The following is a 23,567-nucleotide window of genomic DNA, read 5'->3' on the forward strand; positions in this document are numbered from 1 at the left end:
GGTGCACGGAAAATGAAGCGGACTGTTTTGCTGGGCCTCGTGGTCGCGGGTTTGTTGTCGTCCGGACCATCGCTTGCGGTGCCATTGATCACGGAGGAGGAAGCCAAGCTGCCGCCGCCGAAAGGCGCGGTTGCCGTCGATCAGCGCGGCATCATGCGCGGCCCGAAGGTCGAGTTCGTCTCGCCGGGTGCATCGGCGAGCTCGCCCCTGCCGCTGGTATTGAAATTCCAGTCCTATGGCGGGGCGAAGATCGATCCGGACTCCGTCAAGATGATCTTCCTGCGGACCCCGAATGTCGACTTGACCTCGCGCGTCAAGCCGTTCGTGAAGGCCGACGGCATCGACATGCAGGATGCGGAGCTGCCGCCCGGCGAATACGCGGTGCGTGTCGATATCAAGGACAGTGACGGCCGTTCGGGCACGACCATCTTCATGCTGAAGGTCGCGCCGAAGTGACGTGCCCCTACTGCAAGGCAGGGACCGGGGAAGGCGCGCTTGTCTGCCCGTCCTGCGGACGCGACATCGCCGTTCCCGCGACGCTGATCGCGGAGCGTGACGATCTCCTGCGCAAGCGGCAGGAGCTGCGCGACGAGTTGAAACGGGCCAGAGACGAGGCCGAAGCCTTCATCAGGCGGAGGCATTCGCGCTAGCGATGGAGTGCCCGTTCTGCGCCGAGACGATCAAGGACGAAGCCATCGCGTGCAAGCACTGCTCGCGCGACCTGCGCGTGGTGCGGCCGACCTTGCTCGAGATCGAGGAGATCGTCGCCGATCTGGACAAGCTCAGGCGCGATCTCGACCGGGTCAATGTCCGGCTCGAGAGGTACAAGAATCCGCTGCGCTATTTCACGACGCATGCGGTGCTCTACGTCGCGATACCGTCCCTTCTTCTGGTGATCGCGCACGTGCTCGTGACCATCACTTTCAACGCGTCTCCGATCCCGCTTCGGATTGCCTCCATCGCCATACCGCTGCTGTTCGGATTCCTGGCCTACCCGCTGCACCGGGTTTCGGCCTTGACGGCCTTTCTGCTGGCGTTCTTGGCGGCGGCCGTCAGCGTGCTGTCGATGCTGACGGTCACCGGGATTCACGATCATGTCCCGATCCTGCCGCAAGCCTGGATCGAATGGCGGGAAGTGTTCGAATACGGTGCCAGCATCCTGCTCGCCTTCGTCTCGGGAAACATCTTGAGCGTCGTGGTCTTCCAGGTCCTGCCGCGCGTGCTGACACAGGGCGGCAAACCGAATGCGTTCGCCTTCCGCTCGGCGCGCCTGCTCGGACAGCACGTCGGCGAGGAACAGCTGCGGCGACGCGCCCGCTTGATCCAGGACCTGATGCAGACCGTTGGGCCGCTGGTCGGCGTCGCCGCGACCGCGGTCGGCTCGATCTACGCGGGATTGAAGGGCTTGCTTGGATAGCCAGCCGTCACCGCTGGCCGTCATGCACGGAAATATCGGATGCCTTGAGGCCCCCGATGCGCGCGTGAGGGCGGCCGCCGGTTGCCATCACGAGGCCGAAGGCGATCTCGTCGCGCCTTGGCGCATCCCACAGCGTCATCTCCGCGGTGCCGAAATGGCTGCGGACATAGGCGGCGTGGATGTGGCCGAGCGGCACCATCAGGCGCGTGCCGGGACCGCCGATGGTCTTCGCGGCCGGGACGATCGCCTTTGGCTGTCCCAGCACCTCGCGCATGCCCTGGCCGCCGGCCTCGTGCCAGACGGCGCCATGCTCGAGCTCGCCGTCCTCGCCGACGATGATGCCCTTGCCATAGGCCTCGATGCGCGGCGCACCGCCGAGTTGCGCGATTAGGGCGCCCGCGAGCTCGCGCCCGAGCTCACGCAAGGAGGCCTGGAACGGCATCAGGTCGGGCTCATAGCGGCCGGCGAAGGGGTTGCGGATCACGGCAATGGCGGTGCCGACCAGAAGCGGCTGCTCCAGCCGCGGGCCGCGCTCGTGCCAGATGGTCTCGACGCCGAGCGCGGACTTGCGAATATCGTGGGACATCAGCGGCCTTACGCCTCGTCCACGACGGGATTGCTGAGCACGCCGATATTCTCGATCTCGACTTCGACCACGTCGCCTGGCTTGAGAAAGACCGGCGGCTTGCGGGTGAAGCCGACGCCGGCCGGCGTACCGGTGGCGATGACGTCGCCGGGGACGAGATCGAAAATGGTCGAGCAATATTCGATCAGCCGCGGGATCGAGAAGATCAGCATCGAGGTGTCGGACGACTGCTCCACCTTGCCGTTGACGCGCGTCTGAAGCTTCAGCTTGGTGGGATCGCCGATCTCGTCCGGCGTGACCAGCCAAGGCCCGAACGGGCCGGTGCCGACGAAGTTCTTGCCGGAGGCGATCTGCTGGGCGTGACGCTGCCAGTCGCGCACGCTGACGTCGTTGTAGATCGAGTAGCCCGCGACGTGACTCCAGGCGTCGGCCTGGCTGATGTGACGGCCGCCCTTGCCGATGACGACCGCCAGCTCCCCCTCCCAGTCGAAATTGTCGGAGACTTTTGGTCGGATCACCGGCGCGTTGTGCGCAACCTGCGAGCGCCAGACCCGCAGGAAGATCGGCGGAAACTCGGTGATCTCACGCTTCATGCCGAACGCCACCGCCTCATTGTGGTGGTCGAGATAGTTGCGCACGGCGCAGACGATCTTCTCGGGGCGCGGGATCACCGGCAGATATTTGACGTCGCTCAGCGCCAGCGTGGGCCTGTGGCCAGCGACGATGGCTTCGCGCTTGGCGTAATCATCGCTCCCGAGGAAGTCCGCAAGCGTCGGGTATTGGGGCAGGGCACGGCCGAGATCCACCACGCCGTTTTCGACGACGGCGCCCCAGCTTTCCCGATTTCCTTCCAAGAACGACAGCAGCTTCATGGTTTCGCCCCAAGGGTTCCAATTTTCGATATGTTACATTATTTTCGAAAATTAGCCGCGGCGCAAGCCTGCCGCGTGAAAATTCCGGCTCCTATTCGGTGTCGAGCAGGTGGGCGGCGTATTTGGCGACGTTGTCGGCGGTCGAGCGGATATGGGTCTCGATCAGCTGCACGGCGAGATCCGCATTGCGCGAAATGGCGGCCTGCATGATCGCCTGGTGCTCGCCGGCCTTGTCGCGCGGGCGCGGGCGGAAATTGGCGGAGAGGTGCCGGTAGCGCTCGGCGCGATCGAACAGCTCGGCGCGAATGGCGAGCAGCGTCGCCGAGCCGCACGCGGACACCAGCGCCTGATGGAACTGGCGATGCGCGATCTTCCATTCGGGGTCGCGCAAGGGATGTTCGGGATCGCGCTGCTCGATTCGCTTCAGGCGATGCAGCGTTGAAATCACCGCGATTTCCCAATCGTCGTCGCCCCTTTGAATCGAGCGGCGAATCAACTCCATCTCGATCAGCACCCGCGCGTCGGTGACTTCGATTAGATCCTGGCGGCTGACCGGCGCGACGCGAAAGCCGCGCTGCTCCTGCGCATCGACCAGCCCTTCCGCGGCAAGCGCAGTCAGCGCCTCGCGCAATGTCGTGAAGCTGGCGCCGAACCGCTCGCGCAGCACGTCGAAGCGCAGCGGCTCGCCCGGCGGAAGCGCACAGGCGATGATCTCCTCCCGCAACCGATGCGTAATGTCGGCGGCGATGGTCTTGCCGAATTCCTTGCGGGGGCGGATGGCGCTCTCGGGCATGATGTCTGTCGTTGAATCGATGCCCCACCATGCCGCGCCAACGACCATCTTGCAATAATTTTCGTAAACGGTATGATTTTCGAAAATGCGGTCTGGGGGAGTACGGAAACATGAGGGCAGTGCTGGTGCGTCAGCCGGGTGGGCCGGATGCACTTGAGGTGGTCGAGCTACCGGTGCCTGCGCCCGGACCTGGCCAGGTGCAAATCCGGGCCGAGGCGTTCGGGGTCGGTCAGCCCGACGCACTGATCCGGCGCGGCGTCTACAAATGGATGCCGCCGCTGCCGGCCAATCCCGGCAATGACGTTGCGGGGCGCATTTCCGCCCTCGGGCCCGGCGTCGAAGGCTTCGCCATCGGCCAGAAGGTGCTGCTCAGCGCCCGCGACCTGTCCCAGCGCGGCGGCTGCTATGCCGATTACGTGGTCGCGCCCGCGGACGCGGTTCACGCGCTGCCCGACAATGTCGACCTGCAAGCCGCCGTGTGCCTGTCGAACTATCAGGTCGCCTACGCCCTGTTGCACGAGTGCCGCCATCCGCGCGCGCCCGCGAGTGCGCTGGTGATCGGCGCGGCCGGCGGCGTCGGTACCGCGCTGGTGCAACTGGCAAAGCTCGCCGGGATGACCGTCATCGGCACGGTCTCGACCGAGGAGAAAGCCGCGTTCGCGAAGGCGAACGGCGCCGATCATGTCATCTTCTACCGGAACGAGGATGTGGTGGCGCGCACTCGTGAGTTGACCAAGGGCGAGGGCGTCGGCCTCGTGCTCGATCACGTCTGCGGACCGGAGTTCACCTCCTATCTCGGCGCACTCGGCAAATGGGGCACGCTGCTGTCGTACAACGCCTTCGCCGGATTGCCGGAAGAGAATCTGATGGCGGCGATGCGCAACCATCTCGACATCTGTCCGGCCGTGCGCTGTTTCTCCTTCCACATCTACGACCACGATCGCGACGGACGCCGCGCCCTGATGCGCAGCGTGATCGAGGCGCTCGGTCGCAACGCGATCAGGCCGGCGATCTCGGCCGTGCTGAGGCTCGACGAGGTCAGGAAAGCGCATACGCTGCTGGAGCAGGGCTCGGCGCTCGGCAAGATCATCATGATTCCATGAGGGGATGGATCGCACGATGAGCACACAAGCACCCATTGCACGCTTCACCCGGCTGCGACACGCCACCTTCGCCTCGCACGATCCGGAGCGGTTGCTCGACTATTATCGCGGCGTGATCGGACTTGGCCTGGTCGGCCGCGATGGAAGCCGTATCTTCCTCGCCAGCGATTCCGAGCAGCTTTCTCTCGTGATCGAGCCCGGAGACGCCGCGCTGAGGAGCATCGCCTTCGAGATATCGCCCGATGTCGAGATCGAAACGCTGGGCGCCGCACTGAAGCAGGCCCATCTGCGGCCGGAGTTTCGGAGCGATTCCCTGCCGGGCGTCTCCAGGCTGCTGTCGTTCTCTGACCCCGAAGGGACACGCTTCGAGCTGATACAGGGATGGACGCCGACGCCAGCACAGGAGCGGATCGGCGGGCTCGCCGTCGGCAAGCTTGGCCATGTCGCCCTCCGCACGCCCGATCCCAAGGCTGCTTCGGAGTTCTACTCCAACGTGACGGGGCTGCGGGTCTCCGACTGGATCGAGGACCGTTTCGTGTTCATGCGCAGCGGCTTCGAGCATCACACGCTGAACTTCGCTCGCGCGCCGGCGCGCGGTCTCCATCACCTTGCCTTCGAGCTGCGCGGCCCCGACCACATCCATAGGGCCTGCGATCATCTCGCGCGGCACAAGCTTCCGGTGCTCTGGGGCCCGGTGCGTCACGGTCCCGGCCACAACACCGCGATCTATCACCGCAATCCCGACGGGCATCTGGTCGAGCTGTTCTGCGATCTCGACCGGATAGTGGACGAGGAGCTCGGTTATTTCGAGCCGCGTCCCTGGCATCGCGATCGTCCGCAGCGGCCGAAGGTCTGGGTCGGGCTGCCGCGCGACGTCTGGGGCATGCCGCCATCGCCTGAATGCACGGAGTTCGCGCGCTAGCGCGATACGACTGGAAGACGCCGCACGCGCGGCGGCCAACGATAGAACAATCAAAGGGAGAGGCATCCATGCGAGGGATGAAGCGGCTTGCTGCGGCCATTTTTCTGCTCGGCGTTTTTCTTGCCTGTTGTCCGGCCGGCTCTGCTTCGGCGGACAATTATCCGTCGCGCCCGATCCGCCTGCTGCATGGCTTCGCCGCCGGCGGCGCGGCCGACACGCTGTCGCGCATCATCGCCGACGGGTTGTCGAAGAAGCTGGGGCAGCCGGTCATCGTCGAGGCCAAGCCGGGCGCCGGCGGCAACATCGCCGCGGATGCGATCGCAAAGGCGGTGCCCGACGGTTACACGCTCGGGCTCGTCACCGGCGCGCATGCGATTTCAGCGGCGACCTACAAGAGCCTCGCCTACCAGCCCGCCGACAGCTTCGAGATGATCTCGACGCTGGTGTACTACGCACTCGTGATTGCGGTGCGTAACGACCATCCGGCAAAATCACTGGGCGAGCTCATCACCATCGCCAAGGCAAAGCCCGGCTCGCTCAGCTTCGGATCGGTCGGTTTCGGCAGCACCCACCACCTCGCGGGCGAATTGCTCAACGCCACCGCCGGTGTCGAGATCGTGCACGTGCCGTATCGCGGCGATTCTCAATCCACCACCGCGCTGCTCGGTGGAGACGTTCCCGTCATCGTCGGCACGCCCGTGCTGTTGGCCCCGCAAATCCAGAGCGGCGCGATCCGTGGCCTGGCGGTGACCTCGCCGACGCGCACCGCGTTGCTCCCCGATGTTCCCACGGTTCAGGAAGCCGGCATCAAGGGATACGACGTGCGCACCTGGGCAGGCCTGCTGGCGCCCAAGGGCACGCCGCCCGCCATCGTCGCCGCGCTCAATGCAGCGACGCTGGACGCACTCGGAAACTCGGAAATCAAGCAGCGTCTGGAGACGGCCGTCGGCGGCGAGGTCCGCGGCAGCTCGCCCGAGGAGATGAAGCGGCTGATCGAGACCGAAATCACCAAATGGACCGGCGTGGTCGAGCGGGCGAAGATCCCGAAGATCTGAACCGGGCGGGCGGCGGCGGTGCCGGTAGGCACCGCGGTCACGAATGCTTGATCCGGATCAAAAAGCGCCACGGGCACCGGGATATGTTACTAAGGAGGCGCTCCGGCCCCCGAAAGGCAAGTCGATAGAGATGCGGTTCGTCCGTACCATCCTGGCATGTGCAATCGCCCTATCCCTGGCGATGCTGCCCGTTGGCGCGTCCGCATCCAGCCTTGCAATGTCGTCGGATGACATGCAGGCGACCATGCAAATGGGCGGCGACGCCGAGATGGCGATGGACGATTGCTGTCCCGACATGAAGGGGACGTCCTCCCAGACCGGCGCCTACAAATGCGGGATGGGTTTTTGCTGCGTCGGCGGCACCATTGCGCTCGACGACATCAGGCCCGTCGCCTTCGGCCATGTCGTCGTAGCGGCGAGCAGGATCGCCCTTCCTGCCGATCAGGTCGTGTCCGTCCGCGGCGGCAGTCCTCCCTTCCGACCTCCTCGAATCTGATCTCGCTGAGCCCGAGACGCGAGCGGCACGCCTGCTCGCGATGACGACTGACGTGCGCGCCATGCGCCACGGCGAGAGATCATTCATGAGGACAGGACAATGCCTTTCAAGTTCAGCACCGCGGCGCTCGCCGCCACCCTTTCGCTTGCCGCTTCCGCCGCGATGGCGGGCGCCGCCGACTACGCCTTCGAGCCCGTCAATGCGCAAATGAAGAAGGGTGACGACGTCACTCTTTCCGTTCGCCTGACCAACAAGCAGACCGGCAAGCCGGTGGCGGATGCCGTCATCTTCAAGACCCGCATCGACATGGCCCCGGACGGGATGGCCGAGATGGAATCGGCGGTGGCGCCGCTGCCGTCGAAGGAACCGGGCGTCTACGCCTTCAAGACGGACCTGCCGATGGCCGGCCGCTACCAGGTCACGTTGTCGGCAAAGGTGCAGGGCGAGACGGAGACCGTCACCGGCAAGGTGATCGTCACGGCGACCAAGTGAGCGTGCGGACGCCGCTCGCGGCGTCCGAATTTCCCTTTCCCATTCACATGGACGCGCGCCGGGCGCGCGAACACACACCATGAAGACGCTGCGTCTCCTGACGACTCTCGCTCTCGGCGGTGGCCTCGCCTTGGCGACGTACTGGTCCTCGAACGACGGGCATTGGTCCGTTCATGCGGAGGTGAACCCGGCTGCGGCCGAGGCGAATCGAGCTCCGCTCTACTATCGCGACCCCAGTGGTGCGCCGCTCTGGTCCGCCGGTCCGAAGAAGGACGACCGCGGGCGCGACTATTTGCCGGTCTACGAGGACAATCAGGCAGAAGCGCCACCGAAGCCGCCTCAAGCGGCGTCATCGCGAAAGATCCTCTACTACCGCAATCCCATGGGCCTGCCCGACACCTCGCCGGTGCCGAAGAAGGATCCGATGGGGATGAACTACATCCCCGTCTACGAAGGCGACGAGATCGACGACGGCACGGTGAAGCTCTCGCCGGGCAAGATCCAGCGCACCGGCGTGAAATCCGAACCTGTCGAGCGGCGCGCGATCCGTGTCTCGGTCAAGGCGCCGGGCACGATCCAGCTCGACGAACGCCGCATTTCCGTGATCGCAATGCGCGCCGAGAGCTTCGTGCAGAAGGTCGCCGACGTCACCACCGGCACGCGGGTGAAGGCGGGGCAGCCCTTGATGGAGATCTACAGTTCGGCAGTCGCCTCCGCCGCCGCCGAATATCTCGCGACGATCACCTCGAAGACGGTGGGCGGCGTCGAAATGTATGGCCGCGGCTCGCGGCAACGGCTGGTCAATCTCGACGTCCCCGAGCAGGTGATCGCCGAGATGGAGCGGACCCGCGTCGCGCCCGTCACCGTGCATTGGTCGGCCCCGCGCGACGGCATCGTGCTCGAGCGCAGCGCGATCGAAGGCATGCGCGCCAATCCCGGCGATGTGTTGTTCCGAATTGCGGACACCTCGCTGGTCTGGGCGCTGGCCGACGTCGCCGAGCGCGATCTCGGCAGTATCGCGCTGGGGCAGTCCGTGGCGGTGCGCGCGCGGAGTTTTCCCGGCCGGGTCTTCAGCGGCAAGATCGCGGTCGTCTATCCGCAGGTGAACCGCGATACAAGAACGGTGCGCGTCCGGATCGAGCTCGCCAACCCCAATGCGGTGCTGCTGCCCGACATGTATGTCGATGCCGACATCGACACCGCGGATGGCACGCCAGTTCTTGCGATCCAGGACAGCGCGGTGCTCGACACCGGCACGCGCCAGGCCGTCCTCGTCGACAAGGGAGAGGGGCGCTTCGAGCCGCGCGAGGTGAAGCTCGGCCGGCGCGGCGGCGGTTACATCGAGGTGCGCGACGGACTTGCGGTCGGCGAGGCGGTGGTCACATCCGCCAACTTCCTGATCGATGCGGAGAGCAATCTCAAGGCTGCGCTCAAGAGCTTTGGCGAGGCGGCTCCTCCGGCGTCCGAACCTCGCCATGCGACCGGAGATCACAAATGATCGCCCGCATCATCGCCTGGTCGGCGCGCAACCTGCTGCTGGTGCTGTTCGGCACCGGCTTTGCGGCCGCAGCCGGTCTCTATGCGCTGATCCATCTTCCGCTGGATGCGATCCCCGACCTCTCGGACACCCAGGTCATCGTCTATACCGAGTATCCCGGCCAGGCGCCGCAGGTGATCGAGGACCAGGTCACCTATCCCCTGACGACGGCGATGCTGACCGTGCCGAAATCGAAGGTCGTGCGCGGCTTCTCGTTCTTCGGCGTGTCGTTCGTCTACGTGATCTTCGAGGACGGCACCGACATCTATTGGGCGCGCTCGCGCGTCCTGGAGTTCCTGAATGGCGCTGCGTCGCGGCTTCCCGCCGGCGTCAGCCCGACCATCGGGCCCGATGCGACCGGCGTCGGCTGGGTCTATCAGTACGCTGTTCTGTCGAAAGAACTGAACCTCGCGGATACCCGCACGCTCCAGGACTGGAATTTGAAGTTTGCGCTGGCCAAGGCCGAAGGCGTCGCCGAGATCGCCAGCATCGGCGGCTTCGTCAAGCAGTACAACGTGGTGCTCGATCCCCAGCGGATGCGGGATCGCGGCATCAGCATGCAGAAGATTCGGGAGGCGATCCGCGCCAGCAATGCCGACGTCGGCGGGCGCACGGTCGAGCTCGCCGAGTTCGAGTACGTCATTCGCGGCAAGGGTTACATCAAGGGCATCAACGATCTCGGCAATATCGTCCTGAAGACGAGCAATGGCACGCCGGTGCTGCTCCGCGACGTCGCCAATGTCGAGCTCGGACCGGACGAGCGCAGGGGCATCACCGAGCTGAACGGCGAGGGCGAGGTCGCAAGCGGCATCGTGCTGCAGCGCTTCGGCGTCAACGCCCTCGACGTCATCGAGAACGTCAAGAGGCGCTTCAAGGAGATCGCGAGCAGCCTGCCAAAATCGGTGGAAATCGTCCCGGTCTACGACCGCTCCAACCTGATCTACGCGGCCATCGACACGCTCAAGCACACGCTGTTCGAGGAGAGCGTCGTGGTTGCGCTGGTCTGCATCGTGTTCCTGCTGCACGTCCGCAGCGCGCTGGTCGCCATCCTGATGCTGCCGGTCGGCGTGCTGATGGCGTTCGGTGCCATGAAGTTGCTTGGCCTCGGCTCGAACATCATGAGCCTCGGGGGCATCGCGATCGCGATCGGCGCCATGGTGGATGCCGCGATCGTCATGATCGAGAACGCTCACAAGCATCTCGAACGCGCCAAGCCCGATCAGTCCCGCGTTCAGGTCCTGATCGATGCGGCATCCGAAGTCGGCCCAGCGCTGTTCTTCAGCCTGCTGATCATCACCGTGTCGTTCATGCCGATCTTCACGCTGGAGTCGCAGGAGGGGCGGCTGTTCAGCCCGCTGGCATTTACCAAGACGTTCTCGATGGCGGCTGCGGCCCTCTTGTCCGTCACCCTGGTGCCGGCGCTGATGGTGATTTTCGTCCGCGGCCGGATCGTGCCGGAGGGCAGGAATGTCATCAATCGTTTCCTGATCTGGATCTACCGGCCGGTGATCAAGGGCGTGCTTCGCGCCAAGACGCTGGTGATCCTGGCCTCGCTCGTCGTGCTCGCCGTCACGATATGGCCGGCCCGCCAGCTCGGCACCGAGTTCATGCCGACCCTGAACGAGGGCACGCTGCTCTACATGCCGACGACGCTGCCCGGCATCTCGGTGACCAAGGCGGCCGAGCTGATGCAGACCCAGGACCGCATCATCAAGTCGTTCCCCGAAGTCGCTTCCGTCTACGGCAAGGCGGGGCGCGCGGCGACCGCGACCGATCCGGCCCCGACCGAAATGTTCGAGACGGTGGTGAACCTGAAGCCGAAGGAGTTCTGGCGCCCCGGCGTCACCATCGACAGTCTCATTGCGGAGATGGACAAGGCGCTGCAGTTTCCCGGCGTCTCGAACGCCTGGACGATGCCGATCAAGGCACGCATCGACATGCTGTCGACAGGCATCCGTACGCCTGTCGGCGTCAAGGTCATGGGCACCGACCTCGTCGAGATCGACCGGCTGGCGCGGCAGGTCGAAGGGGTGATCAAGACCGTCCCGGGCACGTCGTCCGCTTACGCCGAACGCGGCATCGGCGGCTACTATCTCGAGATCGTGCCGGACCGCGAGGCGCTCGCCCGCTACGGCATTCTGATCCAGGACGTTCAGGACACCATCGCGGCGGCGCTCGGCGGCCAGACCGTGACCACGACGGTGGAGGGACGTCAGCGCTTCACGGTGAACATGCGCTACCCCCGTGACCTCCGCGACAATCCCAATGCGATCGCTGGCGATATCCTGGTGCCGATGCCGTCGGGCGGCGCCGTGCCGCTCGGCGAAGTCGCGAAGGTCGAGCCGGCGCGCGGGCCGACGTCGATCCGCACGGAGAACGGTCAGCTCGCGACCTACATCTATGTCGACATCCGCGATCGCGACATCGGAAGTTACGTCGCCGACGCGCAACGCGCCGTGACGGAGAGCATCCAGTTTCCCGCCGGCACCTATGTGGTCTGGAGCGGCCAGTACGAATATCTGCAGCGCGCGGCAGCGCGCCTCAAGATCGTGATCCCCGTGACGCTCACGATCATCTTCCTGCTGCTGTACCTGAACTTCAGGGCGATGACCGAGACCCTCATCGTCATGCTGTCGTTGCCGTTCGCGCTGGTCGGCGGCATCTGGATGATGTGGTGGTTCGGCTTCAATTTGTCCGTCGCGGTCGCCGTGGGCTTCATCGCGCTCGCGGGCGTCGCCGCCGAGACCGGCGTCGTGATGCTGATCTATCTCGATCACGCGCTGGCGGAGATGAAGGCGAAGCGCAACACCGAGGGCAGCCTGTTCACCCGAAGGGATCTCCACGACGCCATCATGGTGGGCGCCGTCGAGCGCGTCCGGCCCAAGATGATGACGGTGGTCGCCATCATGGCGGGCCTGCTGCCGATCATGTGGAGCACCGGTGCCGGGTCGGAGATCATGCAGCGCATCGCCCTGCCGATGATCGGCGGGATGATCTCATCGACGCTGCTGACGCTGATCGTGATTCCGGCGATCTTCGGCCTGGTGAAGGGGCGGGGATTGCCTGATGACGAGCAGCCGGCGCTCGCCGGACATGCCGCGGACGAGGCGCGCGGCATGCAAGCTTCGCAAGCGGCCGAATAGGATCGCAAGGCGCATGCCCGCGAAGCGGTTGCGATTGCGTACCGGCGTCAGCAGGGTTGCGCCGGCGATGCCGCGGAGCCTTAAACCTGTCGCCCTTCCACCACTTCGCCGTCCTCCTTCACGAAGCGGCCGACGGGATTGTCCAGCAGGTCGATGACGGCCTCCGAGGGGCGGCACAACCGCGTGCCCTTTGGCGTCACGACGACCGGACGGTTGATCAGAATGGGATGGGCCAGCATCTGGTCGATCAACTCGTCATCGGTCCATTTCGGGTCGTCGAGACCGAGCTCGTGAAAGGGCGTGCCTTTCTCCCGCAGCAGCGCCCGAGGGGAGATCCCCATGGCCTTGACGAGCTCGACCAGTCTGTCGCGCGATGGCGGCGTCTTCAGATACTCGATCACGTCAGGCTCGACGCCGCTCTGCCGGATCATCGCGAGCGTGTTGCGCGAGGTGCCGCAGGCGGGGTTGTGATAGATGGTGACGGTCATGATCTGATCTCTACGACAGTAGGCTGGCCTACGCCATCAGCGGCATATGGTACGTCATTGGCGCGCCTCCAAGGCTGCCGTGGCTTTGCCAGCGCCCGCTTCGTACCAGCCCCGGGTCGCCTTGACGATGCGGACGACGGACAGCATCACCGGAACCTCGACGAGCACTCCGACCACAGTCGCCAGCGCAGCGCCGGAATCCAGGCCGAACAGGCTGATTGCGGCGGCAACCGCCAGCTCGAAGAAGTTGCTCGCGCCGATCAGGGCGGCCGGAGCGGCTACGCACCAGGCTACGCCGAACCGTCGGCTCAGCCAGTACGCCAACCCGGCGTTGAGATAGACCTGGACCAGAATCGGCACTGCGAGAATGGCAATGACTCCCGGCTGCCTGACGATCTGCTCGCCCTGGAAGCCGAAAAGCAGCACCAGCGTCGCGAGCAGCGCAACCAGAGAAAGAGGCTGCAGTATTCGCATGGCGTGGCCGAAGCTGCCGCCGCCATTTCGCAGCAGTACCTTGCGCCAGAGCTGTGCGACGATCACCGGGACCACGATGTAGAGAAGAACGGACAGCAACAAAGTGCCCCAGGGGACGGTGATCGACGCCACTCCGAGCAGTAACCCCACGAGCGGAGCGAACAGGAACACCATGATGACGTCGTTCAGCGCCACCTGACTGAGGGTATAGTGCGGCTCTCCCTCGCAGAGGTTCGACCACACGAATACCATCGCGGTGCAAGGCGCGGCTGCCAGCAGAATCAACCCAGCGATATAGGACGAGATCTGGCCGGCCGGCAGCCATGGTGCGAAGAGGTGACCGATGAAGAAGGAGCCAAGCAGCGCCATCGAGAACGGCTTCACCGCCCAGTTGATGAAGAGGGTGATGCCGACACCGCGCCAATGCTCCCGGACCTGGCCCAGCGAGCCGAAGTCGATCTTCAGCAACATGGGCACGATCATCAGCCAGATCAGCAACGCCACCGGAATGTTGACCTTGGCAATCTCGGCGGCTGCGACCGCGCCGAAGAAACCGGGCATGGCGTGTCCCAGCGCGACGCCGACGACGATACAAAGCGCAACCCACAGAGTGAGATATCGTTCGAAAGTACCCATGGTCACGCCACATCGTTCCTGTTGGAAGTCGTCCCTTCGCTGCGGCCAATCTCGCGCAGCCTGGTGCCGAGCGAGAGCTTGTCGATGCTCCTCAACGGGAGGCTTGCAAAAGCGTCGATCCGGTTCTTCAAATGGCGGAATGCGGTGGTGAACGCGAACTGCTTGTCGAGGTCTGAGCCTTCGGCGGCGGCAGGGTCCTCGATGCCCCAGTGCGCCGTCATCGGCTGACCCGGCCAGATCGGACAGGATTCACCGGCGGCGTTGTCGCAAACGGTGAAGACGAAATCCATCACCGGCGCATCTGCCGCGGCGAACTCGAGCCAGCTCTTCGAGCGCATTCCGTCGATCGGGTAATCCATGGTCTGAAGCGTGCGGAGCGCCAGCGGATGCACCATACCCTTCGGTGTGCTCCCGGCTGAGAACGCCCGAAAGCGGCCCGCGCCATCCTCGCGAAGGATCGACTCGGCGAGGATCGAACGCGCCGAATTGCCAGTACACAGAAACAGCACGTTGTAGATCTGGTCAGCCACGGCTTCTCTCCTTTCGCTTCGGCGAGCAGCAGGATTGCAGGGTTTGAACGACGGGCTCGCAAACTTCGGGGCGTCCGCCGCAGCAATCGCGCAGCAGGAAGACCGCGATGTCGCGAAATTCGTCGAGGTTGGCGCGATAGACGATCGAGCGGCTGTGCCGCTCGGACGACACCAGGCGTGCGCGGCTCAGGATCGCCAGGTGCGCCGAAAGCGTGTTCTGGGGGACCTCCAGCAGGCGGGCGAGATCGCCTGCCGCAAGTCCGTCAGGCTCGTGCCGGACCAGCGTCCGGAAGGCCTCCAAGCGGGTCGATTGGGACAGCGCCGCGAGCGCCAGGACAGCTTCGTCAGTTTCCATATATCCAGATTTATGGAATTATTGGATCCACGTCAACTGGAGAAGGGCGGGGATTATATTTCGAATATTCTAGAAATATAGTTGACATGAATCCGAGAATGGGCGCAGGTTGTCGATCATGAAGATCGATGACGCAGCAGCGCGGCTGGAAGCCCTGGGTAACCGGACCCGGCTCCAGATCTATCGGGCCCTCGTCCGGGCCGGGCACGCAGGCATGCCCGTCGGCCGCTTGCAGGACAAACTGAAGATCCCGGCCTCGACCCTGTCCCACCACATCAAGAGCCTGGTTTCGGTCGGGCTCGTCAGTCAGGTGCGTGAGTCTACCAGCCTGGTCTGTCACGCGAACTATGACACGATGCGGGGCCTGCTCGATTTCATGGCGGCGGAATGTTGTGCCGACGAGGCCGAATGCAAGGGTACGCAAACGGCGGCCTGATCTTTTTTGTCCGTTTATTCCATGATTCTAGAAAAATGGGAGAAGTAGAATGAGCGAGAAGACGGTTGCGATCATCGGGGCAGGGCCGGTTGGTCTTGCGGCGGCCGCGCACGTGCTCGAACGCGGCATGTCGCCCATCGTGCTCGAGGCCGGAGGTGAGGCCGCCCACGCGGTCCGCCAGTGGCAGCACGTGCAGCTCTTTTCGCCCTGGGAATACAATGTCGACAAGGCGGCGGCGCGCCTGCTGGCGCCGACGGGATGGAATTCGCCGGACCCGCAATCCTATCCGACCGGCGGCGAGCTGATCGAGCGCTACCTCGAGCCGCTCGCGACGCGAACGCCGCTGCGCGAGGCGATCCGGACCTCGAGCCGCGTCACGGCGATCAGCCGGGCCGGCTACGACAAGGCGAAGACGAAGGGCAGGGAGCAGGCGCCATTTGAAATCCGTTATCAGAACGGCAAAGGTCCCGAGGTGCTGCGCGCCGACGCCGTTATCGATGTGTCAGGCACGTGGTTCTCGCCCAATCCCGCCGGCAGCAACGGTCTGCCCGCGATCGGCGAACACGAGCGCACGGACCGCATCGCCCATGGCATGCCGGACGTGCGGGGCACAAAGCGCGCCAGATATGCCGGGAAGACCGTCGCGGTGCTCGGCGCCGGCCATTCCGCCGTGGGCACGCTGATCGATCTCGTGCAACTCGCTGACGAAGTGCCGGGTACCAGGCCGGTCTGGCTCCTGCGCGGCACTGAACCCGCGAAGGCCTTCGGCGGCGGAAGCAACGACCAGCTTGCCGCGCGCGGCGAGCTTGGCTCGACCTTCGCCGCGCTCGTCGCTGCGGGCAAGATCGCGGTCGAGACCGGATTCGGCGCGACGCACGTGTCGGATTCCGAGGGCCGCCTCAGGATTTCGGCCGGCGCCTGTTGCGGCGCGCGCAGCGTGATTGCAGATGAGCTGATCGTCGCGACCGGCTTTCGCCCGGACCTTTCATTTCTGTCCGAGCTGCGGCTTCGGCTCGACCCGGCCATCGAAGCGCCGGTCGCGCTCGCGCCGCTGATCGATCCCAACGAGCACAGCTGCGGCACAGTCCGTCCTCACGGCGCGCGCGAGCTCGCGCATGACGAGCCGGGCTTCTACATCGCCGGCATGAAATCCTACGGCCGAGCGCCGACCTTTCTGATGACGACCGGCTACGAGCAGGTCCGCTCCATCGCCGCCGACATCGCCGGCGACAAGGCGGCCGCAGCGCGCGTCGAGCTGGTCTTGCCGGAGACCGGCGTCTGCACGCGCGGCGGGGTGGAGTCGGGGGCTGCGGCGGGATGTTGCGGCGGTCCGGCCAAGGAAGATGTCTCGGCGTGCTGTGCCGCCGACGAGACGGCGAAGAAGGCGGGCGCTTCCGGCTGCGGCTGCTCATGAGGCAAATTGTCGGCGGTCGGGCGACAGGTCCGCTTGCCTTGATCATCGCACTCGGCACCACGCAGACCATTGCGTGGGCGTCGAGCTATTATCTTCCCGCCATTCTTGCTGCGCCGATCGCGCGAGACCTGGGGCTTGCGCCGACCTACGTGTTCGGAGCGCTGTCCGGCGCGCTCGTCATCTCCGGCCTTCTCGGTCCCCGTGTCGGTCATGCCATCGATACGTTCGGGGGACGCGGTCTGCTTGCGGTCTCGAACCTCGTCTTCGCCGTCGGCTTGCTTCTGCTGTCCTTTGCGCAGGGGGCGGCGGTGCTGATCGCCGCGTGGATGCTGCTCGGCATCGGCATGGGCATGGGCCTCTACGAGGCGGCCTTTGCGACACTGGCCCGCATCTATGGCGCGGGCGCGCGAAAATCCATCACGGGCATCACCCTGATCGCCGGCTTCGCCAGCACGCTCGGTTGGCCGCTCACGTCCTGGCTGGATTCCGAGTACGGTTGGCGCGTGGCCTGTCAGGTCTGGGCGCTGATCCACATCCTCCTGGCGCTGCCGCTCAACCTCCTGCTGCCGCGTGCCGTGCCGCAGGATCAGGCGCGACCGGCGTCGGCACCGGGGCATGGCTCAGGACGCCAGAGCGAGACGTTCGCGATGGTGCTGCTGGCCTACATGTTCGCCGCCGCAAGCTTCGTCAGCTCGGGAGTCTCGGCAATCCTGCCGACCATGCTGGTCGGGTTCGGCGCGAGCCCGGGAGAGGCCTTGCTCGCGGGAGCGTTGGTCGGACCTGCCCAGGTCGGAGCCCGTCTCCTCGAAGCCGGGTGGCTCGGCCGGTTTCATCCGCTGCTGTCGGCGAGGCTCGCCATGCTCATGAATCCGATCGGTGTCGTTGCGCTGGTCGCGGGGGGACCTTTCCTCGCGCCGGCCTTCGCGGTGCTGTACGGCGCGGGCAACGGCATCATCACCATTGCCCGTGGCACGCTCCCACTGGCGCTGTTCGGGCCAACGGGATTCGGCAGGCGCGTCGGCATGATCTCGCTTCCGTCCAGGATAACAGGGGCTCTTGCGCCGCTCGCGCTCGGTCTGATGGTGGAGCATTTCGGCAGCAGCGCGCTATGGGTGAGCGCGCTGGCATCGATCTCCGCGCTTGTCGCGCTTCTGCTGTTGCGTGCGGATCGGACGACATCGGAGCCGCTCCCGAGCCGAGGCAATGCGTGAGCTGAGCGGGCCTTGCGTCAAGGCTGTGGAGGAAAACGGTCGAACATCGGCAGCTCGTGTGCATGCTCCATCCAGCGCAGACGCTCGGCGACCTGGATCTGCATCGTCGCCGGGATCGCATTCGGATCGTCATTGGTGGCGCTCTGCACGTCGATGATCCCGGGCATGCTGGCGTTGACGTAGAACAGGCCGGTTCCGCAGTCGGCGCAGAACTGCCGCTGCACGTGTTCCGAAGACCGGTACACCTTGGGCTCGCCCTTGGTGACCTTGACGGCATCTTCTGCGTACATCGTCCAGCCGACGACAGGGGCGCCGGCTTGCAGCCTGCAATCGCGGCAGTGACACAGTGCATGCACGATCAGTTCGCCGTCGATCTGATATCGGATTGCGCCGCAATGACAGCCGCCGGTGATGGTGCTCATGCGTTCCTCCCGCTTGAGAGCAAGTTTTGCAGATCGATAGCTCCCGAGGCCTGCTGCTTCAACGCTGCAATCGATTTGCGATTGCGTCCTACTGTCGCCTGACAACTGCTGCCATTGCGGGCGCCGTCGCTCAAGCCGGGCGGCCGGCCGCAAGCTCGCGCGTGATCCACTCGGTAAAGGCGCGGATGGCCCGGCGCTGCTGGCCTGCGCGGGGAAAGACCAGATGATGGCCGACATAGCGAATGTCGGTGGAACGTCCGGCAAGGGGCGCCACCAGCCGCCTGGTCGCGATCTCGCGTTCGGCGAGCTGCGTCGATTCCAGCGTTACGCCGAGGCCGCCCGAGGCCATCGCGATCGCCAGGAAGCTGCGGTCGAAGCGCATGCCGTGGATGGCCGGCGCTTCGAGGCCGTTGGCGGTGAACCATTGATGCCACTGCACCTGCTTGACATCCGAGCGGATCAGCACCTGGTCGAGCAGATCCTTCGGCTTGCGGATCTTCCTCGCGAGCCCGGGCGTGCACAGCGGCGTCACGGTTTCTTCGCCCAGTGAAATCACCTCGACACCCTCCGCCCGCGGCTGGCCGTAGACGATGTCGATGTCGAAATCGTCGTTGCTGAACCTTGCATATTCGGTGTTGGCGGCGAGCCGCACCTCGAGCCTGGGCTCGGCGGCCATGAAGCGGGCGAGGCGCGGGGCGAGCCACTGCGCGGCGAAGCTCGGAGCGCAGTGCACCCGCAGCAATTGCGGCCCGCGGCCTGCGACCTCCTCGATACCGCGGCGCAGGTTATCGAACGCGGCGCCGGCATGGCGCATCAGGTTCTCGCCCGCCGGCGTCAGCCGGACCGCCCGGGCGCTGCGTTCGAACAGGACGGTGCCCATCGCGCTTTCGAGCTTTCGGATGGCGTGGCTGACCGCGCTCGGCGTGAGATGAAGCTCGTTCGCGGCGTCCCGGAACGAGCCGGTGCGTGCGGCCGCCTCGAAGGCGCGGATCGCGGATATCGGGATGCTGGATAGCAACATCCGACAAGTGAACCAAATTCACCCATGCAAGACAACAGCGCGTTTGTCGGATGACCGGACGCCCGCATAATCACGGGCAAGACGGCGGCACCGTCGGGTGCCCGGCAAATCCATCGAGGGAGGACCATCATGCTGCTGCGCGGCAAGACAGCCATCATCACCGGAGCTGCGTCTCCGCGCGGCATCGGCCTTGCGACCGCCCGCCGCTTTGCGGCCGAGGGAGCCCGCGTCGCCATTCTCGACATCGACGGCCCGGCGGCGGAAGCTGCCGCGCGCGGCCTCGAACCGGCCATGGGCGAGCCGCATCACGGCCTTGCCCTGGATGTCTCCGACAAGCAGGCCTGCATCAGGGCGGTCGATGCGGTCATCGCCAAATTCGGCCAGATCGACATCCTCATCAACAACGCCGGCGTGACCCAGCCGGTCAAGCTTCTCGACATCAAGCCGGAAGATTGGGACCGCATCCACGACGTCAATCTCAAGGGCATCCTTTTCCTGTCGCAAGCGGTGATCCCGCACATGAAGAAGCGTCGGCGCGGCTCGATCGCCTGCATGTCCTCGGTCTCGGCGCAGCGCGGCGGCGGCATCTTCGGCGGACCTCATTATTCGGCCGCGAAAGCCGGCGTGCTCGGGCTTGCCAAGGCGATGGCGCGCGAGTTCGGACCTGACGGCATCCGCGTCAACTGCGTGACGCCGGGCCTGATCGGAACCGACATCACGGCGGGCAAGCTCACCGACGAGATGCGGGCGAAGATCCTGGAGGGCATTCCGCTCGGCCGGCTCGGCGAGGCCGCCGATGTCGCCGGCATCTATACTTTCCTCGCCTCCGACCTCTCGGCCTATGTCACTGGCGCCGTGATCGATGTCAACGGCGGCATGCTGATCCACTGAGCGGAGCAGGGGAGAGACGATCATGGCAGCACTAACGCTCGCAAACGCGCCGACGCTCGCGCAGCGCGCCCGCAACATCCGCCGCAACGCGCTGCTGATGGGCGAGGTCCAGGGCCAGGGCTATATCGCCCAGGCACTCGACATCGCCGACGTTCTGGCGGTGGCCTATTTCCACGCCATGCGTTTTCGCGCGGAAGAGCCCGCCTGGGAAGGCCGCGACCGCTTCCTGCTGTCGAACGGACATTATGCGATCGCGCTCTACGCAGCCCTGATCGAGGCCGGCATCATTCCCGAAGCCGAGCTCGAAACCTACGGCTTCGACGACAGCCGGCTGCCGATGTCCGGCATGGCGTCCTATACGCCGGGCATGGAGATGTCGGGCGGCTCGCTCGGCCTTGGCCTCGGCATCGCAGTCGGCATGGCGCTCGGGCTGAAGCGCAAGCGGTCGGCCGCGCGGATCTTCACGCTGTTCTCCGATGGCGAGCTGGACGAGGGCTCCAAATGGGAGGCCATCATGTCGGCGGCTCACCACAATCTCGACAATCTCATCGCGATCGTCGACGTCAACAATCAGCAGGCCGATGGTCCCTCCAGGCAGATGCTCGGCTTCGAGCCGCTGGTCGACAAGCTCGCGGCGTTCGGCTGGTTCGTGCAACGCGTCGACGGCAATGATCTCGACGCCGTCGTCGGCGCCTTCGATGCCGCGATGGCGCATTCCGAGCCGAAGCCACGCATGATCGTCGCTGACACGTTGATGGGCAAGGGCGTGCCCTTCCTGGAGCAACGCGAGAAGAACCATTTCATTCGCGTCGAGCCGCATGAATGGCAGCTCGCGCTGTCGGCACTGGACGCGGGAGAGCAGCCATGAAGTCCACCGCGCCAACCACGTCGGCAAAGCCGCGGCTGACGACGTCGGCCATGATCGCCTCGATCGCGGCGGAAGGGCAGCGCACCAGGCCGGCCCCGTTTGGGCACGCGCTGGTCGAGCTCGCCCGCAGCCGCGAAGACGTCCTCGGCATGACCGCCGATCTCGGCAAATACACTGATCTGCACATCTTCGCGCAGGCCTTCCCCGATCGCTACTATCAGATGGGCATGGCCGAGCAGCTTCTGTTCGGCGCCGCTTCCGGTCTTGCCGCCGAAGGCTTCATGCCGTTCGCGACCACCTATGCGGTGTTCGCCTCGCGCCGGGCCTATGACTTCATCCATCAGACCATCGCGGAAGAAGACCGCAACGTGAAGATCGCCTGCGCGTTGCCCGGCCTGACCTCGGGCTACGGGCCGAGCCACCAGGCCGCCGAAGACCTCGCGCTGTTCCGCGCGATGCCCAACATGACCGTGATCGATCCCTGCGACGCGCACGAGATCGAGCAGGTCGTGCCTGCCATCGCCGCGCATCGCGGGCCCGTCTACATGCGGCTGCTGCGCGGCCAGGTGCCGCTGGTGCTCGACGAGTACAATTACCGGTTCGAGCTCGGCAAGGCCGCGCTGCTGCGCGACGGCGCCGATGTTCTGATCGTCTGCTCGGGCATCATGACCATGCGCGCGCTGGAGGCGGCCAAGGCGCTGTCGGACGATCGCGTCAATGCGGCGGTCCTGCACGTGCCGACGATCAAGCCGCTCGATGCCGAGGCAATCCTGCGCGAAGCCGGCAAGCCCGGCCGCCTCGTCGTCGTCGCCGAGAACCACACCGTAATCGGCGGCCTCGGCGAAGCCGTTGCCGCGCTGCTGATGCGCGCGGGCGTGCATCCGGCATTCCGGCAGATCGGGCTCCCCGACGAGTTTCTGGCTGCTGGCGCGCTGCCGACATTGCACGATCGCTACGGCATCTCGACCGCGGAAGTGACGCGGCAGATCAAGGAGTGGCTGCGCTAGCAGCGCGCGCAGCCAAACTACGTCCGATCAAGCCGGCACGCGTCGCGGCAACGGTGCGGAGAGGGAGAGCTGCTTTTCAATGCCGGCGTATCGAGAGCCGGCCAGCAGCAAAAAAGCTGGTGGCGAGACCCGCACGCCACCTCGTCGGCATCGTTGCAGCGTATTCGAGCAGCAACGAATGTCCGTGTGACGCACCGTCGGCTTTTCTCCTTGAAGTCTCTCAACTGCTGGTATATTGTCCGTTGCATCGATACTGGCCGAACAACTGTTCCGCTTTCGCCTCATATCCTGACGGCGCGCACGTTTCAGACATTCTCCATCATCGACTAACCGGACCGCTGGCCGCACCTCTGCGCGCCAGGTCCTGCGCGCATGCGAAAGGAAATCCTGATGAATACAGGTACAGTGAAGTGGTTTAACACCCAAAAGGGCTTCGGCTTTATCCAGCCATCAAACGGCAGCAACGACGTTTTTGTTCATATCAGCGCGGTCGAACGCGCCGGTATGGGAACACTGAACGAAGGTCAGACGCTGTCTTACGACGTCGTCGCAGACCGTCGCACGGGCAAGTCCGCTGCCGAAAACCTTCGTGCTGCTTAGTTAAGAGCACGACAGACCTGTCGCTCCAGCCACGGATGTACTGGCGGAGCTTGTGGTCCCGCCCCGCCCCCGAGCCATCGGGAGCGGGGTTTTTGATTTCAGTCCGGCAAACGAGATCCGGAAAAGTAGGCTGGTCCGTGCTTGCGTTCGCCAAGCCAGGTCGGGCGCTGACGTTGGTGCTCGCAGCCGTCTCGAAGGCCGGACGGCGGAACGCCGTTTGGGCCCTCCGCACGAGAGCTTCTCGAAGCGCAAACCTAGAGCCGGGCGACGTCTACAGGCTGCCCCGGTAAGAGGCTTTCGACCGTCTGCCGAGCACGGCGGCCTATTCACCAAGCGTGGGTGCGTCCGGGACGTGATATGGTCGGTACCAAGCAGGAGATTTAATGAGCATTGTAAGACGTCATCTGGCCGAGCATGAAGAACGCCTGGTCCTGGTCGAGGAGATTTGCATTGATACAGGAGCGCTTGTCTTGGACACCGCCACGGACGAGGTCTACTTTTCTGCAGACGACGTGGCTTACAAGAACGCCTACGTGACCGTGTTTCAGGCCTGGGCGAAGGGCACGATCAAGGGCACAGCGGAACAGATATTCGAGGCTACGAAATCCATTCTTGAGGACTAGAGGATTCGCCTGGAACGCATGGGGCCGGACACAACCCGTAAACGGTGAGGTAAAAACATGCCATATGCCTATAAGCTGAATGAAGACGTTCGCCACCAAGCTCAAGGCCCACAAGGGCGCGCCGCAACTGAACCGCCGATGATTTATACGATCGTACAGCACATGCCCATCGAGT

General features: G+C 65.0%; 27 protein-coding genes. 18 read left to right on the plus strand and 9 right to left on the minus strand.

The features are described from left to right. Positions 1-12: 12 nt before the first annotated feature. Genes ACFDR6_RS21450 through ACFDR6_RS21460 form a run of 3 tightly spaced genes read left to right on the plus strand, consistent with a single transcriptional unit; the run spans position 13 to position 1,417 of the window. Positions 13-456, plus strand: coding sequence for a hypothetical protein (locus ACFDR6_RS21450; RefSeq protein WP_375859410.1), 444 nt, complete (start codon positions 13-15; stop codon positions 454-456). After that, positions 453-650 (plus strand): hypothetical protein, encoded by a 198-nt coding sequence (locus tag ACFDR6_RS21455; protein ID WP_317240368.1) that lies wholly within the window; start codon positions 453-455, stop codon positions 648-650. The genes ACFDR6_RS21450 and ACFDR6_RS21455 overlap by 4 nt, the downstream gene beginning before the upstream one ends. Positions 651-652: 2 nt before the next feature. Beyond that, positions 653-1,417 carry a hypothetical protein gene (locus ACFDR6_RS21460; RefSeq protein WP_212081313.1) on the plus strand — a complete coding sequence of 255 codons (765 nt, stop codon included), beginning with the start codon at positions 653-655 and terminating at the stop codon, positions 1,415-1,417. 7 nt (positions 1,418-1,424) lie between these two features. On the opposite strand, the gene ACFDR6_RS21465 is transcribed toward ACFDR6_RS21460, so the two are convergent. The 3 genes from ACFDR6_RS21465 to ACFDR6_RS21475 form a co-directional block, all read right to left on the minus strand. Then, entirely contained in the window at positions 1,425-2,003 is a 579-nt protein-coding gene (locus ACFDR6_RS21465) for an amino acid synthesis family protein (RefSeq protein ID WP_375859411.1), read from the minus strand. Positions 2,004-2,011: 8 nt separating this feature from the next. Further along, positions 2,012-2,875, minus strand: coding sequence for a fumarylacetoacetate hydrolase family protein (locus ACFDR6_RS21470; RefSeq protein WP_317240365.1), 864 nt, complete (start codon positions 2,873-2,875; stop codon positions 2,012-2,014). A gap of 91 nt (positions 2,876-2,966) precedes the next feature. Beyond that, on the minus strand, positions 2,967-3,668 hold the full coding sequence (locus ACFDR6_RS21475) for a GntR family transcriptional regulator (RefSeq protein ID WP_317240364.1): 702 nt from the start codon (positions 3,666-3,668) through the stop codon (positions 2,967-2,969). A gap of 110 nt (positions 3,669-3,778) precedes the next feature. Here ACFDR6_RS21475 and ACFDR6_RS21480 point away from each other — a divergent pair, with 110 nt between their 5' ends. The 7 genes from ACFDR6_RS21480 to ACFDR6_RS21510 all read left to right on the plus strand — a co-directional run bounded on the left by ACFDR6_RS21480 (position 3,779) and on the right by ACFDR6_RS21510 (position 12,416). Continuing rightward, on the plus strand, positions 3,779-4,771 hold the full coding sequence (locus tag ACFDR6_RS21480; RefSeq protein ID WP_375859413.1) for a zinc-dependent alcohol dehydrogenase family protein: 993 nt from the start codon (positions 3,779-3,781) through the stop codon (positions 4,769-4,771). Positions 4,772-4,787: 16 nt separating this feature from the next. Next, positions 4,788-5,693, plus strand: a complete 906-nt coding sequence (locus ACFDR6_RS21485) for a VOC family protein (protein WP_375859415.1) — start codon at positions 4,788-4,790, stop codon at positions 5,691-5,693. Positions 5,694-5,761: 68 nt separating this feature from the next. Beyond that, positions 5,762-6,748 (plus strand): tripartite tricarboxylate transporter substrate binding protein, encoded by a 987-nt coding sequence (locus ACFDR6_RS21490; protein WP_375859416.1) that lies wholly within the window; start codon positions 5,762-5,764, stop codon positions 6,746-6,748. 130 nt (positions 6,749-6,878) lie between these two features. After that, on the plus strand, positions 6,879-7,244 hold the full coding sequence (locus ACFDR6_RS21495) for a hypothetical protein (RefSeq protein WP_212081878.1): 366 nt from the start codon (positions 6,879-6,881) through the stop codon (positions 7,242-7,244). 99 nt (positions 7,245-7,343) lie between these two features. Beyond that, positions 7,344-7,736, plus strand: a complete 393-nt coding sequence (locus ACFDR6_RS21500) for a FixH family protein (protein WP_317240359.1) — start codon at positions 7,344-7,346, stop codon at positions 7,734-7,736. 79 nt (positions 7,737-7,815) lie between these two features. After that, entirely contained in the window at positions 7,816-9,234 is a 1,419-nt protein-coding gene (locus ACFDR6_RS21505; RefSeq protein WP_212081315.1) for an efflux RND transporter periplasmic adaptor subunit, read from the plus strand. Beyond that, positions 9,231-12,416 carry an efflux RND transporter permease subunit gene (locus tag ACFDR6_RS21510; RefSeq protein ID WP_375859418.1) on the plus strand — a complete coding sequence of 1,062 codons (3,186 nt, stop codon included), beginning with the start codon at positions 9,231-9,233 and terminating at the stop codon, positions 12,414-12,416. Before ACFDR6_RS21505 ends, ACFDR6_RS21510 begins: the two co-directional genes overlap by 4 nt. Before the next feature lie 80 nt (positions 12,417-12,496). On the opposite strand, the gene arsC is transcribed toward ACFDR6_RS21510, so the two are convergent. The 4 genes from arsC to ACFDR6_RS21530 are packed head-to-tail and all read right to left on the minus strand — an operon-like array spanning position 12,497 to position 14,899. Beyond that, positions 12,497-12,904: an arsenate reductase (glutaredoxin) gene (gene arsC / locus ACFDR6_RS21515; RefSeq protein ID WP_375859419.1), complete on the minus strand. Its 408-nt coding sequence runs from the start codon at positions 12,902-12,904 to the stop codon at positions 12,497-12,499. Between the two features lie 54 nt (positions 12,905-12,958). After that, positions 12,959-14,014, minus strand: a complete 1,056-nt coding sequence (arsB, locus tag ACFDR6_RS21520) for an ACR3 family arsenite efflux transporter (RefSeq protein WP_375859570.1) — start codon at positions 14,012-14,014, stop codon at positions 12,959-12,961. 2 nt (positions 14,015-14,016) lie between these two features. Continuing rightward, positions 14,017-14,544 carry an arsenate reductase ArsC gene (locus ACFDR6_RS21525; RefSeq protein WP_375859420.1) on the minus strand — a complete coding sequence of 176 codons (528 nt, stop codon included), beginning with the start codon at positions 14,542-14,544 and terminating at the stop codon, positions 14,017-14,019. After that, positions 14,537-14,899 (minus strand): ArsR/SmtB family transcription factor, encoded by a 363-nt coding sequence (locus tag ACFDR6_RS21530; RefSeq protein WP_375859421.1) that lies wholly within the window; start codon positions 14,897-14,899, stop codon positions 14,537-14,539. Before ACFDR6_RS21530 ends, ACFDR6_RS21525 begins: the two co-directional genes overlap by 8 nt. Before the next feature lie 118 nt (positions 14,900-15,017). Here ACFDR6_RS21530 and ACFDR6_RS21535 point away from each other — a divergent pair, with 118 nt between their 5' ends. From ACFDR6_RS21535 to ACFDR6_RS21545, 3 genes are read left to right on the plus strand one after another with little or no spacing between them, the layout of a single operon-like run. Then, positions 15,018-15,335 carry an ArsR/SmtB family transcription factor gene (locus ACFDR6_RS21535; RefSeq protein ID WP_212081320.1) on the plus strand — a complete coding sequence of 106 codons (318 nt, stop codon included), beginning with the start codon at positions 15,018-15,020 and terminating at the stop codon, positions 15,333-15,335. Between the two features lie 49 nt (positions 15,336-15,384). Continuing rightward, a complete protein-coding gene (locus ACFDR6_RS21540) occupies positions 15,385-16,749 on the plus strand; it encodes an NAD(P)-binding domain-containing protein (protein ID WP_375859422.1) in 1,365 nt (454 codons plus the stop codon). Further along, the gene (locus ACFDR6_RS21545; RefSeq protein ID WP_375859424.1) at positions 16,746-17,960 is read left to right on the plus strand and encodes an MFS transporter; all 1,215 of its coding nucleotides are present in this window, start codon (positions 16,746-16,748) and stop codon (positions 17,958-17,960) included. The genes ACFDR6_RS21540 and ACFDR6_RS21545 overlap by 4 nt, the downstream gene beginning before the upstream one ends. A 17-nt stretch (positions 17,961-17,977) precedes the next feature. Here ACFDR6_RS21545 and ACFDR6_RS21550 read toward each other — a convergent pair whose 3' ends face one another. Beyond that, a complete protein-coding gene (locus ACFDR6_RS21550; RefSeq protein WP_212081323.1) occupies positions 17,978-18,382 on the minus strand; it encodes a GFA family protein in 405 nt (134 codons plus the stop codon). A gap of 130 nt (positions 18,383-18,512) precedes the next feature. Then, entirely contained in the window at positions 18,513-19,400 is an 888-nt protein-coding gene (locus tag ACFDR6_RS21555) for a LysR substrate-binding domain-containing protein (protein WP_375859571.1), read from the minus strand. Positions 19,401-19,532: 132 nt separating this feature from the next. Between ACFDR6_RS21555 and ACFDR6_RS21560 the strand changes: the two genes are divergently transcribed. The 5 genes from ACFDR6_RS21560 (at position 19,533) to ACFDR6_RS21580 (ending at position 23,392) form a co-directional block, all read left to right on the plus strand. Beyond that, positions 19,533-20,294 carry an SDR family NAD(P)-dependent oxidoreductase gene (locus ACFDR6_RS21560; RefSeq protein ID WP_212081324.1) on the plus strand — a complete coding sequence of 254 codons (762 nt, stop codon included), beginning with the start codon at positions 19,533-19,535 and terminating at the stop codon, positions 20,292-20,294. Between the two features lie 22 nt (positions 20,295-20,316). Continuing rightward, the gene (locus ACFDR6_RS21565; protein WP_212081325.1) at positions 20,317-21,162 is read left to right on the plus strand and encodes a transketolase; all 846 of its coding nucleotides are present in this window, start codon (positions 20,317-20,319) and stop codon (positions 21,160-21,162) included. Beyond that, positions 21,159-22,169 carry a transketolase family protein gene (locus ACFDR6_RS21570; RefSeq protein ID WP_375859425.1) on the plus strand — a complete coding sequence of 337 codons (1,011 nt, stop codon included), beginning with the start codon at positions 21,159-21,161 and terminating at the stop codon, positions 22,167-22,169. Before ACFDR6_RS21565 ends, ACFDR6_RS21570 begins: the two co-directional genes overlap by 4 nt. A 390-nt stretch (positions 22,170-22,559) precedes the next feature. After that, a complete protein-coding gene (locus ACFDR6_RS21575; RefSeq protein ID WP_212081327.1) occupies positions 22,560-22,769 on the plus strand; it encodes a cold-shock protein in 210 nt (69 codons plus the stop codon). 383 nt (positions 22,770-23,152) lie between these two features. Continuing rightward, the gene (locus ACFDR6_RS21580; protein ID WP_375859426.1) at positions 23,153-23,392 is read left to right on the plus strand and encodes a hypothetical protein; all 240 of its coding nucleotides are present in this window, start codon (positions 23,153-23,155) and stop codon (positions 23,390-23,392) included. Positions 23,393-23,567: the final 175 nt, after the last annotated feature.

The sequence above is a fragment of the Bradyrhizobium tunisiense genome (genome assembly GCF_042263385.1).
GTDB classification, from domain to species: Bacteria; Pseudomonadota; Alphaproteobacteria; order Rhizobiales; family Xanthobacteraceae; genus Bradyrhizobium; species Bradyrhizobium tunisiense.

Coding starts and splice junctions, on each gene's coding strand:
- ACFDR6_RS21450 (WP_375859410.1), top strand. CDS start 13: ATGAAGCGGACTGTTTTGCTGGGCCTCGTGGTCGCGGGTTTGTTGTCG.
- ACFDR6_RS21460 (WP_212081313.1), top strand. CDS start 653: ATGGAGTGCCCGTTCTGCGCCGAGACGATCAAGGACGAAGCCATCGCG.
- ACFDR6_RS21465 (WP_375859411.1), bottom strand. CDS start 2,003: ATGTCCCACGATATTCGCAAGTCCGCGCTCGGCGTCGAGACCATCTGG.
- ACFDR6_RS21470 (WP_317240365.1), bottom strand. CDS start 2,875: ATGAAGCTGCTGTCGTTCTTGGAAGGAAATCGGGAAAGCTGGGGCGCC.
- ACFDR6_RS21475 (WP_317240364.1), bottom strand. CDS start 3,668: ATGCCCGAGAGCGCCATCCGCCCCCGCAAGGAATTCGGCAAGACCATC.
- ACFDR6_RS21480 (WP_375859413.1), top strand. CDS start 3,779: ATGAGGGCAGTGCTGGTGCGTCAGCCGGGTGGGCCGGATGCACTTGAG.
- ACFDR6_RS21485 (WP_375859415.1), top strand. CDS start 4,788: ATGAGCACACAAGCACCCATTGCACGCTTCACCCGGCTGCGACACGCC.
- ACFDR6_RS21490 (WP_375859416.1), top strand. CDS start 5,762: ATGCGAGGGATGAAGCGGCTTGCTGCGGCCATTTTTCTGCTCGGCGTT.
- ACFDR6_RS21495 (WP_212081878.1), top strand. CDS start 6,879: ATGCGGTTCGTCCGTACCATCCTGGCATGTGCAATCGCCCTATCCCTG.
- ACFDR6_RS21500 (WP_317240359.1), top strand. CDS start 7,344: ATGCCTTTCAAGTTCAGCACCGCGGCGCTCGCCGCCACCCTTTCGCTT.
- ACFDR6_RS21505 (WP_212081315.1), top strand. CDS start 7,816: ATGAAGACGCTGCGTCTCCTGACGACTCTCGCTCTCGGCGGTGGCCTC.
- ACFDR6_RS21510 (WP_375859418.1), top strand. CDS start 9,231: ATGATCGCCCGCATCATCGCCTGGTCGGCGCGCAACCTGCTGCTGGTG.
- arsC (WP_375859419.1), bottom strand. CDS start 12,904: ATGACCGTCACCATCTATCACAACCCCGCCTGCGGCACCTCGCGCAAC.
- arsB (WP_375859570.1), bottom strand. CDS start 14,014: ATGGGTACTTTCGAACGATATCTCACTCTGTGGGTTGCGCTTTGTATC.
- ACFDR6_RS21530 (WP_375859421.1), bottom strand. CDS start 14,899: ATGGAAACTGACGAAGCTGTCCTGGCGCTCGCGGCGCTGTCCCAATCG.
- ACFDR6_RS21535 (WP_212081320.1), top strand. CDS start 15,018: ATGAAGATCGATGACGCAGCAGCGCGGCTGGAAGCCCTGGGTAACCGG.
- ACFDR6_RS21540 (WP_375859422.1), top strand. CDS start 15,385: ATGAGCGAGAAGACGGTTGCGATCATCGGGGCAGGGCCGGTTGGTCTT.
- ACFDR6_RS21545 (WP_375859424.1), top strand. CDS start 16,746: ATGAGGCAAATTGTCGGCGGTCGGGCGACAGGTCCGCTTGCCTTGATC.
- ACFDR6_RS21550 (WP_212081323.1), bottom strand. CDS start 18,382: ATGAGCACCATCACCGGCGGCTGTCATTGCGGCGCAATCCGATATCAG.
- ACFDR6_RS21560 (WP_212081324.1), top strand. CDS start 19,533: ATGCTGCTGCGCGGCAAGACAGCCATCATCACCGGAGCTGCGTCTCCG.
- ACFDR6_RS21565 (WP_212081325.1), top strand. CDS start 20,317: ATGGCAGCACTAACGCTCGCAAACGCGCCGACGCTCGCGCAGCGCGCC.
- ACFDR6_RS21570 (WP_375859425.1), top strand. CDS start 21,159: ATGAAGTCCACCGCGCCAACCACGTCGGCAAAGCCGCGGCTGACGACG.
- ACFDR6_RS21575 (WP_212081327.1), top strand. CDS start 22,560: ATGAATACAGGTACAGTGAAGTGGTTTAACACCCAAAAGGGCTTCGGC.
- ACFDR6_RS21580 (WP_375859426.1), top strand. CDS start 23,153: ATGAGCATTGTAAGACGTCATCTGGCCGAGCATGAAGAACGCCTGGTC.